This is a genomic window from Nonomuraea helvata, assembly GCF_039535785.1.
Lineage (GTDB): Bacteria > Actinomycetota > Actinomycetes > Streptosporangiales > Streptosporangiaceae > Nonomuraea > Nonomuraea helvata.
Map to the genome: position 1 here is coordinate 1131403 of NZ_BAAAXV010000001.1, position 23207 is coordinate 1154609.

Here is a 23207-nt window from a genome sequence, read left to right on the forward strand (position 1 = left end):
CGGTCACTCCCTAACGTGTCGCTCGGCCTCTGGTCGTACCCCCCAGGCCAAGCCAGCTTAGGGCCCGGGCGGCCGGTCCGGGGCCACGAGCTGCCAAGGCTTCTCGCGCACCCGGCTCGCGTTTGGCGAACGACAGCAGCATGCCGAGCGCGGCGAGCGTGGGCAGCAGCGAGGAGCCACCGTACGAGACCAGCGGCAGGGGGATGCCGGTGATCGGCAGCACGCCGATCACGGCGCCCATGTTGACGGTCGCCTGGCCCACGATCCAGGCCACCATGGCGGCGGCGGTGAGCCTGGTGAAGGCGTCGTTGACCCGGACGGCGACCCGCAGCCCCGCGTAGCCGAGCATCCCGAACAGCGCCACCACCATCAGCGTGCCCATGAGCCCGAGCTCCTCGCCCAGGATGGCGAAGATGAAGTCGCTCTCGCCGTGCGGCAGCCAGCTCCACTTCTGCCGGCTCGCGCCGAGCCCGAGCCCGAACCAGCCGCCCGAGCCCATCGCGATCTGCCCCTGCACGGCCTGGTATCCGGCGTTCTGGGCGTCGGCCCACGGGTTCAGATAGGCCCCGATGCGGGCCATCCGGTACGGCTCCACCTTGATCATGATGACCGCGGCGAGCACCGCCAGCCCCATGATGCCGCCGAACAGCTTCACCGGCGCCCCCACCACCCACAGCAGCGCCAGGAAGATCATGAACAGCACCAGCGTGGTGCCCAGGTCGCGGCCGAGCATGACCAGGACGGCCATGATCGCGGTGCCGGGCATGAGCGGGATGAGCATCTGCCGCCACTCGATGCGGCCCTGCCGCGCCCGCCTGGCCAGCAGGTCGGCCCCCCACAGCACCAGCCCGAGCTTGGCCGGTTCGGACGGCTGGATGGTGAGGGAGTCGCCGATGTAGATCCACCGCTGCGCGCCCAGCTCGGACGAGCCGATGAACAGCACCATGACCAGCGCGATGATCGACAGCGCCATCATGGGGTAGCCCGCCCAGCGGAAGAACTTGACCGGCAGGCGCGAGCAGGCCCACATCAGCGGCACGCCCACCGCGGCCGACACCGACTGCTTGATGAACCACGAGAACGGGCTGCCGGTCTTCTGCAGCGCCTCGACGCTGGAGGCCGACAGCACCATCATCAGGCCGAGCGCGAGCAGCAGCGCGCTGCACATGATGATCAGGTAGTACGTGGTCAGCGGCTTGTCCAGCAGCTCCTTCAGCGTGCCGAGTTGCTCGCGCGCCCAGCTGCCCGGCCCTTCGACGGCGCGCGGCTCCTCAGCGCTCGCGCTCACGTCGCAGCCTCAGCTCGCGTACGGCGCGGGCGAAGGCCTCCCCCCGCGCGGGATAACCGGCGAACATGTCAAGCGAGGCCCCCGCCGGGGAGAGCAGCACGGTGTCCCCGGGCGAGGCCAGCCGGGCGGCTTCGGTGACGACTCTTTCCATCGCACCAGTGTCCCGATCGGCAATGTCCACGACGGGGACATTCGGCGCGTGTCGCGCGATGGCTTGCGCGATCGCCGCGCGATCGGCGCCCAGCAGCACCGCGCCGCGCAGCCTGGGAGCCGCCTGGCGCACCAGCTCGTCGACGTCGGCGCCCTTGAGCAGACCGCCCGCCACCCACACGATCGACGGGTACGAGGCCAGCGCCGCGGCGGCGGCATGCGGATTGGTCGCCTTGGAGTCGTCGATGTAGTCGACCTCGCCGACCCTGTCGACGTGGGAGAGCCGGTGGGGGTCGGGCACGAAGTCCCGCAGGCCCTGGCGTACCGCCTCGGAGGGCACACCGAGGGAGCGGGCCAGGGCGGCGGCCGCCAGCGCGTTGGCCACGTTGTGCGGCGCGAAGGGGCGTACGTCCTCCAGCGTCGCCAGCTCCTCGGCCGCCTCCACGGGGTCGGCCACGAACGCCCGGTCGACCAGCAGGTCCTCCACCACGCCGATCTCCCCGCGCCTGGGTACCCGCAGCGTGAACCCGACCGCTCCCGGATAGGGCGCGGCCAGCCTCGTGGCCTCGGGGTCGTCGGCGTTGTAGATCACGTGCTGGGCGCGCTCGTAGATGCGGCCCTTGGCGGCGGCGTACTCCTCCATGGAGCCGTGCCAGTCGAGGTGGTCGGGGGCCACGTTGAGGATGGCCGCGGCGTGCGGGGCCAGCGTGCTGGACCAGTGGAGCTGGAAGCTGGACAGCTCGACGGCCAGCGCGTCGTACGGCTCGGCGACGGCCCGCACGACGGGGACGCCCACGTTCCCGACGGCCAGGGCCTTGCGGCCGGCGGCGAGCAGGATCGAGGTGAGCATGCGCACGGCGGTGGTCTTGCCGTTGGTGCCGGTCAGCGCGAGCCACGGCGCCGCCTGAGCGGGCCGCAGCCGCCAGGCGAGCTCGACCTCCCCCACCACCTCGACGCCCGCCTCCAGCGCGGCGGCGATCAGCGGGTGGTGCGGCGCCCAGCCGGTGGTGACCAGCCGCGCCGCACCCTCCGGCACCTCCATCGCCCCGAAGCGGGTCTCCACGCCCACCGCGGCCAGCTCGGCGGCCGCGGCGAGCTGGCGCTCGCCCTCCACCGCCTCCACGACCACGACCCGCTCGCCACGCTCGGCCAGGACCCTGGCCACGGCGGTGCCGGAGACGCCGAGCCCGGCCACGCACGTCACGCTCATGGCTTCGGCATCCACTCGACGTAGAACAGCCCGAGGCCGAGCGCCGCGCAGAGCATCGCGATCAGCCAGAACCTGACCACGATCGTGGTCTCCGCCCAGCCCTTCAGCTCGAAGTGGTGCTGCAGCGGGGCCATCCTGAACACCCGTTTCCCGGTCATCTTGAAGGATCCGACCTGGATGATGACCGACAGCGTGATGATCACACACAGGCCGGCGAGGATGATCAGCAGGAGCTGGGTACGGGTGGCGATGGCCAGGCCGGCCAGCACGCCGCCCAGGGCCAGCGAGCCGGTGTCGCCCATGAAGATGCGCGCGGGCGGGGCGTTCCACCACAGGAACCCGATCAGCGCCCCCAGCACGGCCGCGGCCACCACGGCCAGGTCGAGCGGGTCCCGCACCCAGTAGCAGTGCGGGCCGAGCTGGTCGACGCAGTTGTTGCGGAGCTGCCAGTTGCCGATCAGCACGTACGCGGCGAGCACGACGCCGGTCGCGCCGCTGGCCAGGCCGTCGAGACCGTCGGTGAGGTTCACCGCGTTGGAGAACCCGACGATCATGAAGAGCACCCAGATGGTGAACCCGACGATGCCGATCGAAGGAGGGCCGATGTCGCGGAGGAACGAGATCCGGGTCTCGGCGGGGGTGATGCCGTAGACGTTCGGCTGGCGGACCACCAGGAACGCGAAGACCGCGCCGATGACGAGCTGGCCGAGCGCCTTGGCGCCACTGCGCAGGCCGAGGCTGCGCTGCTTGTAGATCTTGATGAAGTCGTCGAGGAACCCGACCGCGCCGAGCCCTGTCATCAGGAACAGCACCAGCATGCCCGACACGGTGGGCGCGGCGAAGGTGGCCAGGTGGGAGGCGCCGTAGGCGAGCAGCGCGGCCAGCACGAACACGATGCCGCCCATCGTGGGGGTGCCCCGCTTGCCGAGGTGGGCCTGCACGCCCTCCTCGCGGATCTCCTGGCCGTAGCCGCGCCGCGAGAACAGCCTGATCGCCAGCGGGGTGCCGAGCATCGAGAGGATCAGGCCCACCGCACCGGCGATGATGATCTCGGTCACTGGGCGGCACCTCCGAGCAGCAGCTCGGCCGTCCGTTCCAGTCCCATGGCTCTCGGTCCCTTCACCAGCACCGCGTCACCCGGACGCAACCACCCGGCCAGTTCGGCTGCGGCGGCCTCGGCATCGGGCACGTGCACAATTCGCATCGTCTGCGCAGGATACGCGGCCCCCGCACCGGGCGGCCCTCCGGCCGGGGGTCCCCCTGCCGGGCCCCCTGCCACGGCGGGCGCGCCCGCCGGCGGCTGCCCGTGCACGGGTCCGCCCACCGGCGGCCCACCCGTCGGAGGCTGCCCGGGCGCGACCGCACCCACCGGCCCCTGCCACCCTTGCGGCGCCTGCCGGCCGGGCTGCGGCGCCCCTTGCTCAGGAGCGGGTCCGTGCCAGCCCTGCGGCGCTCCATGCTCCGGAACGGGCCCATGCCAGCCCTGGGGCCCGCCCTCGTGAGGGGCGGGTGGGAGGCCGGCGGCGGCCTGGGCTGCCGCCTGTGCGTCCAGGGACGCCTGTGCCGCCGCCTGCGCCTCCGCCGCGGCCGCCCGGGCGCCTTCCAGCACGGGCTCCGCGTCAGGGCCCGCCACGATCAGACCGGCCAGCCCCGAACCGCCGGCCAGCCGGCCCAGCTCGGCGTTGAGCGCCGGCCCGTCCTCGCCCAGCTCCCGCAGCGCCGCGATGACGGCGAAGCGCCGCCGCCCCCGCCCCAGCACCGCGAACGCCCCGAAGGCGGCCCGCATCGAGTCCGGATTGGCGTTGTACGCGTCGTTGACGACGGTCACGCCGTCGGCCCGGTCCGTGACCTCCATCCGCCACCGGCTGCGCGGCGTGGCCTCCGACAGCTCCGCCGCGATGGTGGCCACCGGCAGGCCCAGCTCGTAGGCGGCAGCCGCGGCGGCGAGGGCGTTCTCGACCGCGTGCTCCCCGTACAACTTGAGCGACACGGGCGCGGTCCCCGAGGGCGTGCGGAGCGTGAACGAGGCCCGCCCACGGGCGTCGACCGAGAGGTTCTCGGCCCGGATGGAGGCGGAATCGCCGCGCCCGAAGTACGTGACGCGTGCCTCGGTGCGCGAGGCCATGGCCCGCACCAGCGGGTCGTCGGCGTTCAGGACGGCCACGCCGGTGCGCGGCAGCGCCTCCACCAGCTCGCCCTTGGCCTTGGCGATGGCCTCCTTGCCGCCGAACACGCCGAGGTGCGCGGTGCCGACGTTGAGCACCACGCCGATCTGCGGCGGCGCGATGCGGGTCAGCTCCTTGATGTGGCCGATGTTGCGCGCCGCGAGCTCCAGCACCATGAAGCGGGTGTCGAGGTCGGCCCGCAGCACGGTCAGCGGGTGGCCGAGCTCGTTGTTGAAGCTGCCGACGGGGGCGATGGTGGAGCCGATCCGGGCGGTCAGCCTGGCCAGGAGGTCCTTGGTCGTGGTCTTGCCCGCCGAGCCGGTCACGCCGATCACGGTGACCTTGGGCAGCGCGGCCGCCTGGGCGGTGGCCAGTTCGGCGAGCGCGGCGGCGGCGTCGGGCACGATCACCGAGGGCGCGTCGACCGGCCTGGTCGCCAGCACGGCGACGGCTCCGGCCCTGATCGCCTGCGCCACGTAGTCGTGGCCGTCCACCCGCTCGCCCCGGAGGGCGACGAAGAGCGATCCCGGTTCGACGGCCCGCGAGTCGATCACGACGGGCCCGCGCACGACGGCGCGGGGATCGGCCATGCCCGACAGGGCGCCCGAGGTTATCTCGGCGATCCTGGCCAGAGGCAACGGGATCATCAGTGCTTCCTGCTTTCCGTGCTTTCCTTGCGTGCGGCAATCGACTCGGCGACCACCTCGCGGTCGTCGAAGGGGATCACCTCGCCTGAGACGTACTGACCCTGCTCGTGACCCTTCCCGGCCACGACGATCACGTCGCCGCGCCCGGCCCGGGCGATCGCCAGGCCGATGGCGGCCGCGCGGTCGGGCTCAATGATCACATGAGCGCGGTCGTGCTGCGGAACGCGGAGCGCTCCCTCCATCATCGTCGCGAGAATGGCGAGCGGATCCTCCGAGCGCGGATTGTCGCTCGTGAATACGGCCACGTCCGCCAGACGAGCGGCGAGTTCGCCCATGATAGGCCGTTTGCCCTTGTCGCGGTCACCGCCGCAGCCGAGCACGATCGTCAGCGTGCCCGCCGTGACGGACCGCAGCGAGCGCAGCACCGACTCGACGGCGCCGGGTTTGTGCGAGTAGTCCACGACGGCCTGGAACTCGTCCTCCGCGCTCGTGATCCGCTGCATGCGCCCGGGCACACCGGTGAGCATGCCGACGCCGTGCACGGCGGTCTGCAGCGGCACTCCGGCCTCGACCAGAGTGACGATGGCGCCGAGCGCGTTGGCGACGTTGAACGGGCCGGGCAGCGAGATCTGCGCGTCCGCCTCGACCCCGCCGGGACCGACCACCCTGAACGCGCTGCCGTCCGCGCCGAGCCTGGCGTCGAGTGCCCGCCACCCGGCCTCCGGGTCGCCCAGCGCCGAGAACGTGGTCATCGGCACCTTGGCCAGGCCGAGCAGCTCCCGCCCGTAGCGGTCGTCGATGTTGGTGACGCCGAGCCGGCTCAGCTCCGGCTGGAACAGCCGGGCCTTGGTCGCGAAGTAGTCGTCGAAGTCCTTGTGGAAGTCGAGGTGGTCCTGGGAGAGGTTGGTGAACAGGGCGACGTCGTAGTAGACCCCGTCGACCCTGCCGAGCGCGAGCGCGTGGCTGGAGACCTCCATGGCGGCCGCGCTGACGCCCTCCTCGCGCATCAGGGCGAACAGGCCGTGCAGCTCCGACGCCTCCGGCGTGGTGAGCGTGGGCTGGAAGCGCAGGTCACCCGCGTGGATCTCGACGCCGCCCACCAGGCCAGTCGTGTGGCCGGCGGCCCGCAGGCCGGCCTCGATCATGAACGTGGTGGTGGACTTGCCGCTGGTGCCGGTGACGCCGAGGACCTGGATGTCGTGGGCCGGCTGCCCGTACACCCAGGAGGAGACCTGCCCGAGCAGGGCGCGCGGGTCGGGCACGACCAGCACGGGCAGCCCGGTCGCGACGGCGGCGTCGCGGCCCTCCGGGTCGGTGAGCACGGCCACGGCACCCGCCGCCATCGCGTCGGCGGCGAAGGCGGCGCCGTGGGCCTGCTTGCCCGGCAGGGCCACGTAGAGGTCTCCGCGCCTGACGTTGCGGGAGTCGATGGTGACGCCGGTCAGGGCGGCATGAGGCGACCGCGCCGAGCCTGAGCCGGCATCGAGCATGGTCGCGAGCCCGGTCAGCGGACGGGGCTGGCTGGTCGTGGGACGCATAGACGACGGGGGACGCACGGCGAGAGCGTACCTTCCCTGCTCACTGTCCCGCGCGCATCCGCACCGGAGGCGCGGTGGAGCCTGTGGGAGGAATCTTCTTGCTCTTGATGGCGAACGTCATCACATCCTTGAACACGGGGGCCGCCAGCTGCCCGCCGAAGTGTCCGTTCTTCGGGTTCTGCAGCACCGACAGCACCACCAGCCTGGGCTGGTCCGCAGGCGCGAACCCGACGAACGAGGCCGTGTAGCCCTCGTAACGGCCGAGCTTGGCATCGTAGCGGTTGGCCGTGCCCGTCTTGCCCGCCACCCGGTAACCGGGGATGGCCGCGAGCAGTCCGGTGCCCTCCGCGCTCACCGCGCTCTCCAGCATGGTCGTGATCTCCTTGGCCGTCGTCGCGCTCACCACCTTGGTCTGCTTACCTGCGGGAGCGGGAACGAACCTGCCGGACGTGTCCGTCGTACCGGCGATGATCTGCGGCTCCACCTTGACGCCGCCGTTGGCGATGGTCTGGTACACGCTGGCCATCTGCAGCGCGGTCACCGACACGCCCTGCCCGTAGGCGACGGTGCAGTTCTGGCTGCCCGACCAGCTCTTGTAGTCGGGCAGCAGGCCCGCCTCGGCGCTCGGCACGCCGCCGCCGGGCGTCGAGCCGAACCCGAACGCCTTCAGCATCCGGTACAGGCGCTCGCTGCCGACCTTGCGCGCGGCCATGATCGTGGCCACGTTGCTGGACTCGGCCACGGCCTGCCGGAACGTCATCGACTCCGACTTGTGCGCATGGGCGTCGCGCAGCACCTGGTCGGCGCACTTGATCCGGTCGGGCACCTGGAACACCGTGTCGGGCGTCACCTCTCCCGCCTCGATCGCGGCGGCCGCGGTGATCACCTTGTTGGTGCTGCCCGGCTCGAACACGTCGGCGGCGGCCTTGTTGATGTAGCTGGCGGCGGGGGCCTTGCGCCAGTTGTTCAGGTCGAGCTCGGGGGCGTTGGCCATGGCGATGATCTGGGCGGACCGCACGTCCATGACGATCACGGTGCCGCTGTCGGCGCCGGCCTTCTTGACCTGCCCGGTGATGGACTCCTGGGCGGCCCACTGGATGTCGCGGTCGATGGTCAGCCGTACGTCCTGCCCGTTCACCGGGGTGGTGCGCTGGCTGCTGGTCATCGGGATGCGCAGGCCGTCGCGGCCCGTCTCGACACGCTGTTCGCCGTCGCGGCCGGCCAGCAGCTTGTTCTTGGCCTGCTCCATGCCGCCGAGGCCGTCGCCGTCGTCGCCGACGAACCCGATCAGGGTGCCCGCCAGGTCACCCGCCGGGTAGAGCCTGCGGTACGTCTTGGTCGCCGACAGCGCGGGCACGCGGGCCTGCAGCAGGCGGCTGGCCACGACGGGGTCGACGTCGGTGGCCAGGCGCTGGTAGCGGGTGTTCGTCCTGGCCAGCTTCGCGGAGATCTCCTGCTCGGTCTTCCCGAGCTGCTGCGCCAGGAGCTTGGTCCACTTCGGGCGATCCTGAGGGAGGATCTTGGACGGGTCGATCGACAGCTCGCGGGCCTCGACGGTGACGGCCAGCCCGTGTCCGTTGACGTCGGTGATCGAGCCCCGCTTGGCGGGGATCTTCTCGGTGTGCGTACGCTGGCCCACCGCGGCGGCCTCGTACACCTTGGAGTCGAGACCCTGCATCTGGACCAGCCGCCCGGAGAAGATCGACAGCACGAACGTCATGCCGATCAGGCCGATGTTGATCCGCCTGCGCGGGTTGCCCAGCCGCAGCACGAGCGGCGGCCTGGGCGGTCGCGGCGGCGGCCGGCGCGGCCACCTGAGTGGCGGCACGTCCGCGCCGCGGCGCGCCTCCGCCCGCTCACGGCCCCGTGCCGTCTCCGGCCTGGCCTGCGGCCTGGGGCTGCCCGCCTGGGTACGCCGCGCCCCTTCCTCCCTGCTCCGGCTCCGGAGCTCGTCCTCCGGCCTGCCGCGGCGCGGAGGGTCGTCGTCGCGCCGGCCGCGGGCCCGCTCATCACGCCCCTGATCGCGCCCCCGGAGCCGATCGACGTCATCGCGTCCTTGGGCCGCGCGCCCCCTGGGACGCTCGCCCTCGTCACGGCTCTGCCCGGCACGTCCCCTGGGGCGGTCGTCCTCGTCCCGGCCCCGTCCGGCACGCCCTCTGGGACCGTCGCGCTCGTCACGGCTCTGCCTGGCACGCCCTCTGGGACCGTCACCTTCGTCCCGGCCCTGCCCGGCACGCCCTCTGGGACGCCCGTCGCCACGGACGCGTCCCGCGCCGTCGCGGGGGCGGTCGCCCTCGTCGCCGCCGCCCACGCCGCGGCTTCTCGGGCGGTCGTCCTCGTCGTGCGGGCGCGGGCGGGTGCCTCGGTCCGCCTCGCCGCGCGAGCGGGCGCGCGGCACCTCACTACGGGAACGGCCCGCCTCGCCACGGGAACGGCCCGCCGCACCGCCATCACGGGCCGCCGGACCGCCTTGACGGCCCGCCGCACCACCCTGGCGGCCACGGTCCTGGCCGCCTTGGCGGGTGCCACCGGAGTCGCCGGAACGGGAGCGGCCGGGACGGCCCTGATCGGCGCGGTCCGCGCGTTCGGCGTCGTCGCGCGGCGAGCGGGAACGCGGAGAACGACCACGCGGATCACCGCCGGCATCGCGCGGAGAACGACCACGCGAGTCGCCACCGGCATCGCGCGAAGAACGACCACGCGGATCAGCACCGGAATCGCGCGGCGGACGCGCCCGGGGCTCGTCGTCGTGGCCGAACGGCAGGTCGAGAGGGTCCTGCGGGCGCTTGCGCGGCTGGCGCGGCGGGTTCTCCGCCGAGCCCGGGCGGCCCGTGCCCTCGGAGCGGCCCCCCTCAGAACGGGAAGAGCCCCCCTGGCGCCCCGACCGCCCAGGGCCACCGGGCGTACGACGAGCGGCGCCGGGCCCTCCTTGAGAGCCGGCGCCGCCAGCGCCGCGGCCGGGACCCTGACCCCTGCCGCCTGAATTACTCACCGTTCCGTGTCCGCCTGGCCGGCCGGAGCGTCATCGCCGGTGTAGCTGTTGACCTTGTCCCAGTCGGAATGCAGCCCTTGGTTGCGGGCCATGTCGGCCACGTTTCCCGGCTGCATCTTGAGCTGGTAGTTCTGGTCGATCTGCTCCTTCTCCTGCTTCGCCACCGAGATCTCGTCGCGCAGCTTGGCGTCGGTGATGGCGTCCTTGGCGAGCATGGTGTTGAGCAGCAGCAGGCTCACCAGGCCGCCGCAGAGCAGGCCGACGACGAGCAGCACGAACGGAGCGCGCTGCCGCCGCGCGGGACGCCGTCGCGGCGCCGGCCGCCTGACCTGCGCGTCCGCCGAGCCTGATCGCGTCCCCGCGGCAGGACGCACGCGTTCGGTGACGGGCCGCTTCCCGCCGACGTCCGTACGCGTCCGCGGCGAGGCGGTCGAGGCGTCCGTGCGCACGCGCGCGCCGTCCGTCCGCGCCCGCTCGGCGGCGGACCCCTTGCCGTCGAGGTCGAGGCGCGCCCGTTCGGCGGCCGACAGCTTGCTCTCGACGTCAGGACGGGGCCGCGGCTTGGACTGGTGCGGCGCCCCGAGCCGGCGCGTGCCCGTCTTGGGCCCCGGCTTGAGCGTCGCACGGCGGCCGGGCGTCTCCCGGCCGGTCTCCTGCTCAGTCGTCAACACGGATCCTCTCTGCCGCCCGTAGCCGGGCCGAGGCCGCCCGCGGGTTGCGGGCGAGCTCTTCTTCGCTTGGGAGCTCGGCTCCCCTCGTCAGCAGGCGGAACCTCGGCTGGTGAGCCGGCAAGGAGACGGGCAGCCCGGGGGGGCTGGTGTCCCTGGTTCGCGCCGTGAGGGCCTGCTTGGTGAGCCGGTCCTCCAGTGAGTGGTAGGAGAGCACGACGACTCGCCCACCGAGCGCGAGCGCGTCGAGTGCCGCGGGGAGCGCCGCCTCCAGGGCGGTCAGCTCCGCGTTCACCTCGATGCGCAGCGCTTGGAAAGTCCTCTTGGCGGGGTTTCCCCCGGTGCGCCGGGTCGCGGCGGGAATCGCCTCGCGCACGATGTCCGCAAGCCGCTTGGTCGAGGTTATTGCCTCTTTAGCCCGTTCCTTAATGATCAGGGCCGCGACACGCGGGGCGAATCGTTCCTCACCGTAGTCACGCAGGATGCGGGTCAGCTCCGCGGCGGAGTAGGTGTTGACCACTTTCTCCGCCGTCAGCTCCTGCTCGGTGTCCATCCGCATGTCGAGCGGCGCGTCGTAGGAGTAGGCGAACCCCCGCTCGGCCTCGTCGAGCTGCGGCGAGGAGACCCCCAGGTCGAACAGCGCTCCGTTGACCGTGGTGCGGCCCGCACGGGCGAGCACCTCGGCCAGGTCGCCGGAGGACGCGTGGACCAGGGTGATCCTGTCCGCGTACGGGCTCAGCCTGCGGGTCGAGTGGTCGATCGCGAAAGGGTCGCGGTCGATCCCGATCAGATGGAGCGCGGGAAACGCGGCGAGCAGGGCCTCCGAGTGGCCACCGAGGCCGAGGTTGGCGTCGACGACGACGGGCGACTCACCCGTCAGCGCCGGGCCGAGCAGCTCCAGAACGCGCTCGAGCATCACCGGAACGTGACCGCCCGTGCCAGCGTTGTCGTGCATCTCCAACCCCCCTCTCGCGCCCTTGCTCGCGGATGACGCGTACAGATCGATCGTCGGTCACTCCTGAGTCCCCACCCGGTGCCGCCCGGCCAGGTCCCCATCCGCACCCTCTTCGTGGACGCCCGCCATCTGACACCGGGGAAGGTGCATCAGCTGGCAAGCAGTGGTTGCGGGTGGAGACCTCGCCGAACGACAGCACCGACGGATCGACCGTGACTCCTACAAGATCCCTGGCAGCACCTCCTCCGACAGATCGGCGAACGCCTGCTCCTGCGCGCTGAGATAGGTGTCCCAGGCCTGCGCGTCCCAGATCTCCAGCCGGGTGTTGGCCCCGATGACCACGCAGTCACGCTCAAGCCCCGCGTACTGGCGCAGGCTCTGCGGGATCGTGATGCGGCCCTGCTTGTCCGGTTTCTCGTCGGACGCACTGGCGAAGAAGACGCGGCTGTAGTCACGCACCGCCTTGGCGGTGACCGGGGCGGTGCTGAGAGCCTCGGTAATGCGCTGGAACTCCTCCACGGGAAACACGTAGAGGCATCGCTCCTGGCCTTTGGTGATCACAAGACCCTCCGCCAGCTCCTCACGGTACTTAGCCGGCAGGAACAGCCGTCCCTTGTCGTCCAGACGCGGTTGATGGGTGCCGAGGAACACCGGCCCCACCTCCCGTGCCTCGTGAAGCGCTCAGCGCTGGTGCACCGGGCCCTCCACTGCGCACCACCATACTCCACTTCTCCCCACCGTCAACTGATTCGAACGGTCTTCATCATTGGTTTCCGTTGTGTTTCCGCAGGTCAGAGCGATGGAGCGGGGTGGAGGGCGGTGACCGGACGGTCAACCCTCATGGGCGTGTCGAGGGTTCAAAAGCGCGGGGAAATAGGGGCTCGGCCCCTTCGCGAAGCCTTCGGTGGTGGAAAGTGGAGCGCCCGGAGGGGGGTGTGTCACGGGATTCGCACCGCTATGCGACAAGAACGGGAACATCGCCAGGGTTCCCTTGAATATCCACAAATGTCGCCCGCGAACCCACAGCGTCGTAGGGTCGTACACACAATGGAAAAGGAATGGCATGGCTCCCGCAATGGCACAGTACGGGACAGCCGTCGCACTTCTCTCATGGAGGCCCGGTGGCAGTTACCCATGATGTCCCTCCCCAGCTCGACGAGCTGGTCTCCACGGCTCACCGGATTCGCAGCGCGATCGAATCGGTGATCGAGGGCAAGAGCGACGCCGTACGCCTCACTCTCACCGTCCTGCTCGCGGAGGGCCACCTCCTGATCGAGGACGTGCCAGGGGTCGGCAAGACCATGCTGGCCAAGGCGCTGGCGCGTTCCATCGACTGCCCTGTGCGCCGCGTGCAGTTCACCCCCGACCTGCTGCCCAGCGACATCACCGGGGTCAGCGCGTACAACCAGCAGACCAGGGAGTTCGAGTTCAAGCCCGGCCCGGTGTTCGCGAACATCGTGGTGGGCGACGAGATCAACCGCGCCTCCCCCAAGACGCAGTCCGCGTTGCTGGAGTGCATGGAGGAGCACCAGGTGACCGTGGACGGGGTGACGTACGCACTGGACTCGCCCTTCATGGTGATCGCCACGCAGAACCCCATCGAGATGGAGGGCACCTATCCCCTCCCCGAGGCGCAACGCGACCGCTTCACCGCGCGCATCGCGATGGGCTACCCCGAGCCGCACGCCGAGCTGGAGATGCTCGACGTGCACGGCGGCACCTCACCGCTCGACAAGCTGGAGCCGGTGGCGACGACGGCCGAGGTGCGCGCCCTGATCGAGGCCGTACGCGGCGTCTACGTCTCCCAGGCGGTCAAGAAGTACGCCATCGACGTCGTCGTGGCCACCCGCCACTCCCCCGACCTGCGGCTGGGCGCCTCGCCCCGGTCCACGCTGCAGCTGGTACGGGCCGCCAGGGCGCACGCGGCGCTGGCCGGCCGCGACTACGTCATCCCGGACGACCTGCAGGACCTGGCCATCCCCGTGCTCGCGCACCGGCTGCTGCCGAGCGTCGAGGCCCAGGGGCAGCGCCGCCTGCCCGAGCAGGTGGTGACCGACCTCATCAGGCGCGTGCCGGTGCCGGAGACACGGGGCCGGTGATGGATCCGCAGCGCAGCGAGGACATCCATCACCGGCACGGATCGAGAAATCCGCAGCGCAGCGAGGGCATCCACCGGCGACACCGGTCGAGGGAGGCGCGGTGAGGGCCGGGCTGCGGGCGCTGACCTCCAGGGGCAGGTCCTTCCTCGCCTCCGGCATCGCGGCGCTGCTGATGGCGTTCTTCCTCGGGGAGAACGACCTGTTCAGGATCGGCGTGCTGGTGACGGCGCTGCCGCTGCTCGCGGCCATGGTGGTGGCGCGCACGCGCTACCGGCTGAGCTGCGCCAGGCGCCTCGACCCGCCCAGGGCGGAGGTGGGCGGCGAGGCCACCGTGACCCTGCGGCTGGAGAACGTCACCAGGCTGCCGACCGGTCTGCTGCTCATCGAGGACACCGTTCCTTACGCGCTGGGCGTGCGGCCGAGGTTCGTGCTGGACCGGGTCGAGTCCCGGGGCGTCCGGGAGATCGACTACCGGGTCCGCTCGGACCTGCGCGGCCGTTACACGATCGGCCCGCTGTCGGTCCGCATCGCCGACCCGTTCGGGCTCGTCGAGCTGACCCGCTCGTTCACGATCAGCGACACGCTCGTGGTGACGCCGCACGTGGCGGCGCTGCCCCACGTACGGCTGTCGGGTGAGTGGACGGGCGGCGGCGACAGCCGTACCAGGAGCGTGGCGGCGGCGGGTGACGACGACGTGGCGCCGCGCGAGTACCGGCAGGGCGACGACCTGCGGCGGGTCCACTGGCGATCGACGGCCCGCCACGGCGAGCTGATGGTGCGCCGCGAGGAGCAGCAGTGGCAGAGCCGCGGCGCGCTCCTGCTGGACAGCCGCAGGTACGCGCACCGCGGCGAGGGCCCGCGCTCGTCGTTCGAGGTGGCGGTCTCGGCCGCGGCCTCGATCGGCGTGCACCTCGCCCACGAGGGCCTCGGCCTGCGGCTGGTGACCGACCAGGGCGCCGAGCACCTGACGGACACCGGCCTGAGCTGGTCGCTGCTCGACACTCTGGCCGTGATACGGCACAGCCCGGCCCGCTCGCTGGAGATGGGCGTGTCGGCCCTGCGCCAGGGCGGCGGCGACGGGCTGATCGTGGCCGTGCTCGGCGATCTCGATCCGGAGGAGGCAAGGGAGCTGGCCAGGCTGAGGCACAGCGGCATCACCGGGGTGGCGGTCCTGCTCGACGTGAGCACGTGGGACGCCGGCGACCGGACGGCCGCGGAGAACCACCAGGCCGTCCAGACGATTCTGGCCGGGTACGGCTGGCGCATCGTGCGGCTGCCCGCGGGCACCTCGATCGCCTCCGTCTGGCAACACGCCGCCAACCGCGGCAGGTACGCGCTCAACCCGACGGGAGGTGCGGCATGAGGCTGACCTCCGCCGCGGGAGTGGCCACGTTCGCCGCCGCGCTGCTGCTCTACCCGCTCTTCCAGGGCGGCGCCTGGTTCTGGACGTCGCTGGGCGCCGTGCTCGCCGTGATGGCGGCGGGCCTGCTGAGCAGCCGGCTGTCGCTGCCCGCGTGGGCGGCGCCGCCGGTCGCGCTGGTCGCGACGTGGATCTACCTGACGGTGGTCTTCGCGGCCGGCAAGGCGTGGGTGCTGGTGATCCCCACCAAGGCGTCGGTGATGGAGCTGGGCAGGCTGCTGGGCGTCGGCTGGACCGACATCCAGCGCTTCGCCGCTCCGGTGCCGCAGACGGACGGCATCACGCTGCTGACCGCGGCCGGCGTGGCGCTGATCGCGATCGCCGTGGACCTGCTGGCCGCGCGGCTGCGCAAGGCGGCGCTCGCCGGGCTGCCGCTGCTGGCGCTGGCCACCGTGCCGGCGACGATCCTGCCCGACCCGATCAGCTGGCCGGCGTTCATTCTGGCGGCACTGGGGTTCGTCAGCCTGCTGATCGCCGACGGCCGCGAGCGGGTGGGCCACTGGGGCAAGGCGGTGCTGGTACGGCGGACGCGCGCGGCCACCTCGCAGCCCGCCTCGCGCAACGGGGCGGACACCAGCGGCCTGCGACTGTCGGGCAAGCGCATCGGGTTCGCCGCGATCGCGCTGGCCGTGGGGGTCCCGGCGCTGCTGCCGGCCATGGAGCCGGTGTCGTTCTTCACGTTCGGCGTGGGCGGCACGGGCCTGGGCAAGGGCAACTCGATCAGCATCCCCAACCCGGTCGCGTTCCTGAAGGGCCAGCTGGACCTTCCGGAACGGCGGGTGGTCCTCACCTACACCAACAACGACGACAAGCCCCGCTATCTGCGGATCTACGCGCTCGACACGTTCGACGGCCAGCAGTTCGGCATGACCGATCCGACGGGGCTGGCGCAGAACACCACGGACAACGGCCCGCTCCCCGCGCCGCCCGGGCTGGGCCCGCAGCCGAAGATCGGCAACGTGGTCACGAAGATCCAGATCAGTGACGAGATCAGGAAGCTGCAGTTCCTGCCGCTGCCGTACCCGCCCAGGGAGGTCCAGGCGGACGGCGACTGGCGGGCGGACGTGGACACGCTCATGGTCTTCTCCACCCGCGACGAGGCCGCGGGCCTGGACTACCAGGTGGCCACGAGCGAGCCGCTGCCGACGCCGGAGCTGCTGGAATCGCTCGGCGGGACCCGGCCGACCACCGACCCCCGCTACCTGAAGCTGCCGGACAATCTGCCTCCCGAGATCGGCAAGCTGGCGTCCGACCTGACCGCGGACGCCAAGACGGACTACGACGCGGCGGTGAAGCTGCAGCAGTTCTTCACCAAGGACGGCGGCTTCACCTACAACCTGCGCACGCAGGGGCAGAGCAACTCGGCGCTGCGGGACTTCCTGCTGCGCGACCGGGTCGGCTACTGCGAGCAGTTCGCCGCGTCGATGGCGGTGCTGGCCAGGCTGGTGGGCATCCCGTCGAGGGTGGCCATCGGCTACACGGGCGGCACGAAGGTCGGCGACCGGTGGCAGGTCGGCACGAACGACTCCCATTCCTGGCCCGAGCTGTATTTCGAGGGCGTGGGCTGGCTGCCGTTCGAGCCGACCCCGGCGGGGTCACTCGGCCAGGGCAGCGCGCGTGTGCCCGAGTACACCCAGCCCAGGCCGCGCTCCGCGGGCGAGGCCGCGACGCCGACGCCGGGCGCGACCAGCTCGTCCGCGGACGAGCCCGTCGCACCGCAGACCCGGCGTAACCCGCGGGAGCTGGACCGCGAGGGCGTGGTCGCCACCGGCGGGCTGCCGCCGGACGACTCCATGCCGCTGATCGCCAAGATCGGCATCGGCGCGGGGGCGCTGCTCCTGCTGCTGCTGATCCCCGCCGGTCTGCGGGTGCTCACCAGGAACCGGCGCGTACGCAACCTGGGCTGGAAGGTGTCGGCACCCGCCGACGAGCTCACGTCCGCGATGGTCTCGGATGCCTCGCGCCGCCATCCGTCCGTGGCCCCGTCCGTGGCGGCGGCCTGGGCGGAGCTGGACGACGTGCTGTACGACTACGGCATGGCCCGCCAGACCAGCGAGACCCCGCGGGCGCTGGCGCGGCGGCTGGCCCAGCAGTACGAGTTCGACGCGGAGTCGGCGGCGGCCGTCGCGGCCATCGCCTCGGCGGTGGAGCGCGTGCTGTTCGCCCGGGATCCCGGGGAGATCGGGCCCATGCGCAAGGACCTGCGCAAGGTGCGCCAGGCCCTGGCGGCCACGGTCTCACGCGGGCGGCGGGTGCGGGCGGTGCTGCTGCCGCCGTCGACGCTGCGGCGGCTGCGAGCCGTGGGAGAGCGGCTGCTCGACGGGTTCGACCTGCTGGAGAACATCAGGCTGCGGCGGACGGCGGCTCAGAAGGGCTCCTGACCGGTGTGTCCGGCCGTTCCCCCGAGGAAGGGGTGCGGCCGGACCGGTCAGTCTCCAACGCCTCCGGCACGGCCAGAACGGTCGCACTCAAGACGCGCCTTCAGGACACGACGGCCGGGGGACGGCTCGGCCGGTCGGGGCGCATCCAACACGACGGCCGCCCGGGCGGATGCCGGGCGGCTGTGCCGGATCAGCGGTCAGCGATCGTCGTGGCGACGGCGCCAGCGCTCTTCCATGCGCTCCATGAAGGTGCCCCGGTTACGGCGGGCCTGCTTGCCCTGAGGGGTGCCCGTACCGGAGGAGGGAGGGGAGTCACCGAACCCATTCATGCGTTTCCAGCTGGACAGGCCCCACAGACACGCGGCGAGCATGACCACGAAACCGCCGACGCCGAGCGGGATCAGCGCACCGCCACTTATCACCACGCCGACCATCATGACGACGACGCCGAGAGCAAAGCCGATGGAGGCCCTGATCAGGCGACGCTTGTAATGGGTGCGCGGGTCACTGATCCTTACGGTGTTGGCCCACTTCGGGTCCTCGGCGTAGAGGGCCTGCTCGATCTGTTCGAGCAAGCGCTGCTCGTGCTCAGAGAGCGGCACGGCGCCTCCCAAGGACGGCCCCAGGACGGGGAAGACGGCAACGGACGACACGGGGTGTCCGAACCTCGCGGTCGGTTATCCCCAGAATACGAGGCTGTAGACGTAGGCGAAAGCAAACGTCCAACGCAGACCAAACCGGAGGTGTCGTCATGGCTCCATTGTGACCCATCTCGCCCCCTTCCCCCCAAAATCGCCACACTTAAAGCCCCCAGCAAATCCGGACATCGGCGTCATGTCTCTGCTTCATCAAGCTTGCCACGTACGAGCGATGCCGGGACCACCGCATCGGGACCGAATCTCCGGATCGCCCTGTCCATCGCCTGCTCGGCCTCACGCCAGCCGGTCTCCCGCTCCCCGAGGCTGAGCTGCCGGGTGGCCTCCTCCGCCGGCCGGAGGTTCTCCATCCGGACCCCCACCAGGCGCAGCCGTACGCGCTGGAGGTCGGCCGCCTCGAACAGCTCGCAGGCTGTGGCGTAAATCACCTGAGCCACGTCGGTCGGCTCGCGCAGCGTGCGCGAGCGGTTGATCGTGGTGAAATCGGCTCGGCGTAGCTTCACACTTACAGTCCTTCCCACGTGGCCGCCCTTACGCATCCTGGCGGCCACCCGCTCGGAAAGGCGCAGCAGCTCCCGCTTGATCACCTCGGGATCGTCCACGTCGACCGCGAACGTCTCCTCATTGCCGATGCTCTTGTCGGGCACGTGGGCGCTCACCGCCCGCTCGTCGCGGCCCCACGCCAGCGCCGCCAGATGACCGCCGACGGCCTGGCCGAGCTCGCGCTGGAGGGTGGCGGGCGGCACTCTGGCCAGGTCGCCGACGGTGCGGATGCCGAGGCGTACGAGGGACTGCTCAGTGCGCTCGCCGACGCCCCACAACGCCGACACGGGCAGCGGGTGGAGGAAGTCCACGACCTGGTCGGCGGGCACCACCAGGAGCCCGTCGGGCTTGCACTGCTTGGAGGCCAGCTTCGCCACGAACTTGCTGCTCGCCACGCCGACCGAGCACGTGATGCCGTAGCGCTCGAGGACCTGCTCCCTGATCATGGCGGCGATGGCGGCGGGCGGGCCGAGCCGGCGCCTGGCGCCCCCGACGTCGAGGAACGCCTCGTCGGACGCGATGGGCTCCACCAGTGGGGTGATCGCGTGGAAGATCTCCATGACGCCCTTGGAGACCTCGGAGTATTTGCCGTGGCTGGGCGGGATGACCGTGGCCTGCGGGCAGAGTCTGCGCGCCCTGCTCATCGGCATCGCCGAGTGCACGCCCTGGGCCCTCGCCTCGTACGTGGCGCTGAGCACGACGCCACGCCCGGCGGGCGAGCCCACGATCACCGGGCGGCCGCGCAGCTCCGGGCGGTCGAGCAGCTCGACGCTGGCGAAGAAGGCGTCCATGTCGACGTGGAGGATCGGGCAGCCGCTGTCATCGGCCCCGGTACGCGGAGCGGGGCCGATGCCTGTGATCTGCTTGCGGGACACGCCGTCGATTCTATCCGAACACGCGTTCTAAAGCCTATGACCGAGCACGTGCAGCTGTGTGGCGATGTCTCTCAGCACGGGATGGGCGGCGGCGGCCTGTTCGAGCGCGACGAGCGCCTCCGCCGCGCCGGGCTCGCCGTCGACGAGCCTGCTCGGCACGAGGTCGGCGAAGACCCGGACGCCGTGGACGGCGCTGACGGAGAACCCGGTGGCGCTCAGCAGCTCGGCGAGCGCCTCCGCGGCGAAGCGCCTCGGCGTGGGATCGCGGTCGCCCCACGTGCCCGCGGGATCGCCCAGCACGGCCCGCGCCTCGTCGAACTGGCCGGCGAGCGCCCGGTGGATGGCGCTGGCGACGGGGTTGGCGGCCAGCACGCTCACGGCGCCGCCCTTGCGCAGCACGCCCGCGACGGCGGCCAGCGCGCTGGTCGGGTCTTCGACGTACTCGAGCACGCTGTGGCACAGGACCAGGTCGGCGCTGTCACGGCTGAGCAGCTCGTCCAGGCCGTCGGCGTCGCCCTGCAGGGCGCGTACGCCCACGCCCTTCTCCTTGGCGCGGCGTTCGAGCGCGGCCAGCGAGTCGGGGCTCGGATCGACGACGGTGACGGTGTGGCCGAGCGCGGCCAGCGGCACGGCGAACCCCCCGGTGCCGCCTCCGGCGTCGACGATGTCGAGCGCATCGCGCCCGGTCGCCGCCGCCCGCTCGGTCAGCACGGACCGCAACGCGTCCCAGACAACGGCGGTCCGCACCGCCGGGGTCCTCGTGGCGCCTTCAGCACGCAACGTCGGCTCGCCTCCCTCTCCCCTCGCGACGGGGGCCCGGCGCCCGGCCGTCGCGAACGTGCACCCCGCGAACTGCTTCTCCGCGGACGGGCCCAGCCTACGCGGTACGCCGGTCCCCTGCTTCCCGCCGCCCACACCCGCGCCCGGCCGAACCTCCGCCCGCCACCACAGGTGCTGACGGCGGACCCGCCTCCCGAGCGCCGCGTCGGCGACACGCCGCACAGGTCAGATGTCGTAAGCGGCCGCCAGCCGCTTCGGCGCCCGCAGCCGCCACGCGTCCGTCAGCAGCTCGCGCAGCTCGTCGGCGTCCACCGCCCCGAACCGCACCAGCACGGTGGCGGAACCGTCGTAGTGCGGCGTCGTGAAGAACGTGCCGGGTCCGGCCGCGATGAGCCCGGCCTTCCCCTCCTCGGAGCCCACCGGCAGCACCAGCACGTCGCCCTCGTCCCTGAGCCGGGCGAACCATGCGCCGCGCACGTAGAAGGCGGGCGTGCCGTACATGGTCTTCTCAAGGGTCTCGGGCAGCGCCAGGGCGAGCCGGCGCACGTCGTCCTCGGTCACCATGGCCCTACGATACGCACCGCGGGAAGGGCGGAAAGGGGCGCGTCGCGGCTGGTGACGCGCCACTTGTCCGCCCGCTCCCGCGCCGGACGGCCAGGCCCCTCGCCGACGGGGCGCCTGACCGCGTGACAGGACGTGTCCTGCGCGGAGCCGTGCAGGCCGACGTGGTTGGAACCGTACCCCGAACACGCGCTCCTGACGGTGTCTAAAGGGTGAGGCTTGGCTTGAGCTGCTTGAAGCGGGCCAGCAGCCCGTTGACGAACTGCGGCGACTCGTCGGTGGACAGCTCCCCCGCCAGGTGCACCCACTCGCTGATCACCACGCCCTCGGGCACGCCGGGCATCCAGAGCAGCTCGTACGTGCCGCCGCGCAGCAGGTTGCGGTCGACGGCGGGCATCCGGTCGAGGGTCCAGCCCTCGGCGTACGTGGTGATGAGCTCGTCGATGCGCGCGTGGTGCCTGGCGACGCCCTCGACGATGGTCGAGGTGTATTCGTTCACCGGGGGCTCCTGCCGCTCCACGCGTTCGGCGAGGATCTTCAGCGGATCCTCGCCGCGCAGCTCGGCCTCGAAGAGGATGTCAAGCGCCCGCCGGCGTGCTTTGCCGCGTGCCGACACCTCAGGCCCGGCCGAGGTATTCGCCGCTGCGGGTGTCGACCTTGACCTTCTCGCCGGTGGTGATGAAGAGCGGGACCTTGATCTCGGCGCCGGTCTCCAGGGTGGCGGGCTTGGTGCCGCCGGTGGAGCGGTCGCCCTGCAGGCCGGGCTCGGTGTTGGAGATGGTCAGCTCGACCGCGGCGGGCAGGTCGACGTAAAGAGCCGAGCCCTCGTTGAACGCGATCGTGGCCAGAGTGTTCTCCAGCATGTAGTTGGCGGCGGTGCCGACGGTGCCGCTGGGCACGTTGACCATGTCGTAGGTCTCGGTGTCCATGAACACGAAGTCGTCGCCGTCCTTGTACGAGTACTGCATCTCGCGCTTGTCGACGTTGGCCACATCGACCTTCACCCCGGCGTTGAAGGTCTTGTCGACGACCTTGCCCGAGAGGACGTTCTTGAGCTTGGTGCGCACGAACGCGCCGCCCTTGCCCGGCTTGACGTGCTGGAACTCCACGACGGCCCACAGCTCACCGCCGTCGAGCTTCAGCACCATGCCGTTCTTGAGGTCGTTGGTCGTCGCCACTCGTTCTTCTCCCGCGTGCGGCCGCTCTAAAGGACGAGCAGCTCCTTTGTCGTCTTCGTGAAAAGTTCCGGCCCGCCCTCACGTGTCACGAGGGTGTCCTCGATGCGAACCCCGCCCCGGCCCGGGAGGTAGACCCCAGGCTCGACGGTGATCGGAACTCGATCCTCTAGTCTACCGGTCCGCGAAGGGCCGAGGAACGGCTCCTCGTGGATCTCCAGGCCGACGCCGTGTCCCAGGCCGTGCCGGAAGTGGTCTCCGTGGCCCGCGCCCTCGATGACGGTGCGGGCCGCGGCGTCCACGTCCCTGGCCCCCGCGCCGGGGGCCAGGGCGTGCCTGCCCGCCCTCTGCGCCTCGGCGACCAGGTCGTAGATCTCGCGCTGCCAGCCGGCGGGCGCGCCCAGGCAGACCGTCCTGGTCATGTCGGCGTGGTAGCCCTGGTAGCGGGCGCCGAAGTCCATGGTGACCAGGTCGCCCGCGCGCAGCTCCCTGCCGGTCGGCGCGTGGTGCGGGATCGCGCCGTTCTCGCCGGCGGCCACGATCGTGTCGAACGCGGGCTTGTCGGCCCCGAGCTCCGTCATGCGGTTGTCGAGGAGGCGGGCGAGGTCGCGTTCGGTGATCCCCGGGGCGATCTTCACGGACACGTCGGCGAACGCCTGGTCGGTGATCTGGCAGGCCGTATGGAGGAGCTCCAGCTCGCTGTCGTCCTTGACCGCCCGCAACAGCTCCACCACCGGCTCCAGCGGCACCAGCCCCCTGTCCAGCCCGCTGTCCAGCCCCCCGTCCAGGCGCCGGTAGGTGGCCACGCTCATCCACGCCGCCTCGATGCCGACGCCCGGCCCAGCCAGGTTCTCGGTCAGCTTCTCCGCCACGTCGTACGCCTCGACCGACGGGACGTCCAGCGCGCGGGCCGCCTCGATGTAGCGGTTGTCGGTCGCCAGCAGCGCCGTGCCGTCGGCCCTGACCAGGACGGCGGCGTTCGAGCTGGCCAGCCCCGTGAGGTAGCGGACGTTCACCGGGGAGGTGACGAGCAGGGCGTGGACCTCACGCGCGGGCAGCAGCTCGGCGAGGCGCGCGCGCCGCGCCACGTAGTCGAAGGCCATG

General features: G+C 71.7%; 20 protein-coding genes. 4 read left to right on the plus strand and 16 right to left on the minus strand.

What is annotated here, in order from left to right; translation table 11 throughout:
- Positions 1 to 10: 10 nt before the first annotated feature.
- From ftsW to ABD830_RS05140, 6 genes are read right to left on the minus strand one after another with little or no spacing between them, the layout of a single operon-like run.
- Entirely contained in the window at positions 11 to 1288 is a 1278-nt protein-coding gene (gene ftsW, locus ABD830_RS05115; RefSeq protein ID WP_344985181.1) for a putative lipid II flippase FtsW, read from the minus strand.
- Complete coding sequence (gene murD / locus ABD830_RS05120; RefSeq protein ID WP_344985182.1) at positions 1272 to 2648, minus strand: UDP-N-acetylmuramoyl-L-alanine--D-glutamate ligase; 1377 nt, start codon at positions 2646 to 2648, stop codon at positions 1272 to 1274. The genes ftsW and murD overlap by 17 nt, the downstream gene beginning before the upstream one ends.
- A complete protein-coding gene (mraY, locus tag ABD830_RS05125; RefSeq protein WP_344985183.1) occupies positions 2645 to 3706 on the minus strand; it encodes a phospho-N-acetylmuramoyl-pentapeptide-transferase in 1062 nt (353 codons plus the stop codon). The genes murD and mraY overlap by 4 nt, the downstream gene beginning before the upstream one ends.
- Positions 3703 to 5460 (minus strand): UDP-N-acetylmuramoyl-tripeptide--D-alanyl-D-alanine ligase, encoded by a 1758-nt coding sequence (locus ABD830_RS05130; RefSeq protein ID WP_344985184.1) that lies wholly within the window; start codon positions 5458 to 5460, stop codon positions 3703 to 3705. The genes mraY and ABD830_RS05130 overlap by 4 nt, the downstream gene beginning before the upstream one ends.
- Positions 5460 to 6998 (minus strand): UDP-N-acetylmuramoyl-L-alanyl-D-glutamate--2,6-diaminopimelate ligase, encoded by a 1539-nt coding sequence (locus tag ABD830_RS05135; RefSeq protein WP_344987630.1) that lies wholly within the window; start codon positions 6996 to 6998, stop codon positions 5460 to 5462. The genes ABD830_RS05130 and ABD830_RS05135 overlap by 1 nt, the downstream gene beginning before the upstream one ends.
- Before the next feature lie 40 nt (positions 6999 to 7038).
- Positions 7039 to 8769: a peptidoglycan D,D-transpeptidase FtsI family protein gene (locus ABD830_RS05140; RefSeq protein ID WP_446686099.1), complete on the minus strand. Its 1731-nt coding sequence runs from the start codon at positions 8767 to 8769 to the stop codon at positions 7039 to 7041.
- A 285-nt stretch (positions 8770 to 9054) separates the two neighbouring features.
- On the opposite strand from ABD830_RS05140, the gene ABD830_RS05145 reads away from it, so the two are divergent.
- Positions 9055 to 9981, plus strand: a complete 927-nt coding sequence (locus ABD830_RS05145; RefSeq protein WP_344985186.1) for a hypothetical protein — start codon at positions 9055 to 9057, stop codon at positions 9979 to 9981.
- A 5-nt stretch (positions 9982 to 9986) separates the two neighbouring features.
- On the opposite strand, the gene ABD830_RS05150 is transcribed toward ABD830_RS05145, so the two are convergent.
- The 3 genes from ABD830_RS05150 to mraZ form a co-directional block, all read right to left on the minus strand.
- Positions 9987 to 10658 carry a hypothetical protein gene (locus ABD830_RS05150; RefSeq protein ID WP_344985187.1) on the minus strand — a complete coding sequence of 224 codons (672 nt, stop codon included), beginning with the start codon at positions 10656 to 10658 and terminating at the stop codon, positions 9987 to 9989.
- Positions 10648 to 11613: a 16S rRNA (cytosine(1402)-N(4))-methyltransferase RsmH gene (gene rsmH / locus ABD830_RS05155; RefSeq protein WP_344985188.1), complete on the minus strand. Its 966-nt coding sequence runs from the start codon at positions 11611 to 11613 to the stop codon at positions 10648 to 10650. The genes ABD830_RS05150 and rsmH overlap by 11 nt, the downstream gene beginning before the upstream one ends.
- 219 nt (positions 11614 to 11832) lie before the next feature.
- Positions 11833 to 12264 carry a division/cell wall cluster transcriptional repressor MraZ gene (gene mraZ, locus ABD830_RS05160; protein WP_090930667.1) on the minus strand — a complete coding sequence of 144 codons (432 nt, stop codon included), beginning with the start codon at positions 12262 to 12264 and terminating at the stop codon, positions 11833 to 11835.
- A gap of 407 nt (positions 12265 to 12671) precedes the next feature.
- Between mraZ and ABD830_RS05165 the strand changes: the two genes are divergently transcribed.
- The 3 genes from ABD830_RS05165 to ABD830_RS05175 all read left to right on the plus strand — a co-directional run bounded on the left by ABD830_RS05165 (position 12672) and on the right by ABD830_RS05175 (position 17513).
- The gene (locus ABD830_RS05165; RefSeq protein ID WP_378520814.1) at positions 12672 to 13712 is read left to right on the plus strand and encodes an AAA family ATPase; all 1041 of its coding nucleotides are present in this window, start codon (positions 12672 to 12674) and stop codon (positions 13710 to 13712) included.
- A gap of 100 nt (positions 13713 to 13812) precedes the next feature.
- Positions 13813 to 15075 (plus strand): DUF58 domain-containing protein, encoded by a 1263-nt coding sequence (locus tag ABD830_RS05170; protein ID WP_344985190.1) that lies wholly within the window; start codon positions 13813 to 13815, stop codon positions 15073 to 15075.
- Positions 15072 to 17513: a transglutaminase TgpA family protein gene (locus ABD830_RS05175; RefSeq protein ID WP_344985191.1), complete on the plus strand. Its 2442-nt coding sequence runs from the start codon at positions 15072 to 15074 to the stop codon at positions 17511 to 17513. Before ABD830_RS05170 ends, ABD830_RS05175 begins: the two co-directional genes overlap by 4 nt.
- Positions 17514 to 17710: 197 nt before the next feature.
- On the opposite strand, the gene ABD830_RS05180 is transcribed toward ABD830_RS05175, so the two are convergent.
- From ABD830_RS05180 to ABD830_RS05210, 7 genes are all read right to left on the minus strand, one after another.
- Positions 17711 to 18115 carry a DUF3040 domain-containing protein gene (locus ABD830_RS05180; RefSeq protein WP_344985192.1) on the minus strand — a complete coding sequence of 135 codons (405 nt, stop codon included), beginning with the start codon at positions 18113 to 18115 and terminating at the stop codon, positions 17711 to 17713.
- 230 nt (positions 18116 to 18345) lie between these two features.
- Positions 18346 to 19587, minus strand: coding sequence for a DNA polymerase IV (locus ABD830_RS05185; protein ID WP_344985193.1), 1242 nt, complete (start codon positions 19585 to 19587; stop codon positions 18346 to 18348).
- Positions 19588 to 19614: 27 nt separating this feature from the next.
- The gene (locus ABD830_RS05190) at positions 19615 to 20367 is read right to left on the minus strand and encodes a methyltransferase domain-containing protein (RefSeq protein WP_378520825.1); all 753 of its coding nucleotides are present in this window, start codon (positions 20365 to 20367) and stop codon (positions 19615 to 19617) included.
- Between the two features lie 225 nt (positions 20368 to 20592).
- The gene (locus tag ABD830_RS05195) at positions 20593 to 20931 is read right to left on the minus strand and encodes an MmcQ/YjbR family DNA-binding protein (protein WP_344985195.1); all 339 of its coding nucleotides are present in this window, start codon (positions 20929 to 20931) and stop codon (positions 20593 to 20595) included.
- A gap of 202 nt (positions 20932 to 21133) precedes the next feature.
- The gene (gene nusB, locus ABD830_RS05200) at positions 21134 to 21544 is read right to left on the minus strand and encodes a transcription antitermination factor NusB (protein ID WP_080041071.1); all 411 of its coding nucleotides are present in this window, start codon (positions 21542 to 21544) and stop codon (positions 21134 to 21136) included.
- Position 21545: 1 nt separating this feature from the next.
- Entirely contained in the window at positions 21546 to 22106 is a 561-nt protein-coding gene (gene efp, locus ABD830_RS05205) for an elongation factor P (RefSeq protein WP_344985196.1), read from the minus strand.
- Positions 22107 to 22132: 26 nt separating this feature from the next.
- The gene (locus ABD830_RS05210; protein WP_344985197.1) at positions 22133 to 23206 is read right to left on the minus strand and encodes a M24 family metallopeptidase; all 1074 of its coding nucleotides are present in this window, start codon (positions 23204 to 23206) and stop codon (positions 22133 to 22135) included.
- Between the last annotated feature and the right edge of the window lies 1 nt (position 23207).

Excerpts from the sequence above, each read along its gene's own strand:
- rsmH (WP_344985188.1), bottom strand. The coding sequence starts at position 11,613 with ATGCACGACAACGCTGGCACGGGCGGTCACGTTCCGGTGATGCTCGAG.
- ABD830_RS05165 (WP_378520814.1), top strand. The coding sequence starts at position 12,672 with ATGGCATGGCTCCCGCAATGGCACAGTACGGGACAGCCGTCGCACTTC.
- ABD830_RS05135 (WP_344987630.1), bottom strand. The coding sequence starts at position 6,998 with ATGCGTCCCACGACCAGCCAGCCCCGTCCGCTGACCGGGCTCGCGACC.
- ABD830_RS05195 (WP_344985195.1), bottom strand. The coding sequence starts at position 20,931 with ATGGTGACCGAGGACGACGTGCGCCGGCTCGCCCTGGCGCTGCCCGAG.
- ABD830_RS05130 (WP_344985184.1), bottom strand. The coding sequence starts at position 5,460 with ATGATCCCGTTGCCTCTGGCCAGGATCGCCGAGATAACCTCGGGCGCC.
- murD (WP_344985182.1), bottom strand. The coding sequence starts at position 2,648 with ATGAGCGTGACGTGCGTGGCCGGGCTCGGCGTCTCCGGCACCGCCGTG.
- ABD830_RS05175 (WP_344985191.1), top strand. The coding sequence starts at position 15,072 with ATGAGGCTGACCTCCGCCGCGGGAGTGGCCACGTTCGCCGCCGCGCTG.
- ABD830_RS05210 (WP_344985197.1), bottom strand. The coding sequence starts at position 23,206 with ATGGCCTTCGACTACGTGGCGCGGCGCGCGCGCCTCGCCGAGCTGCTG.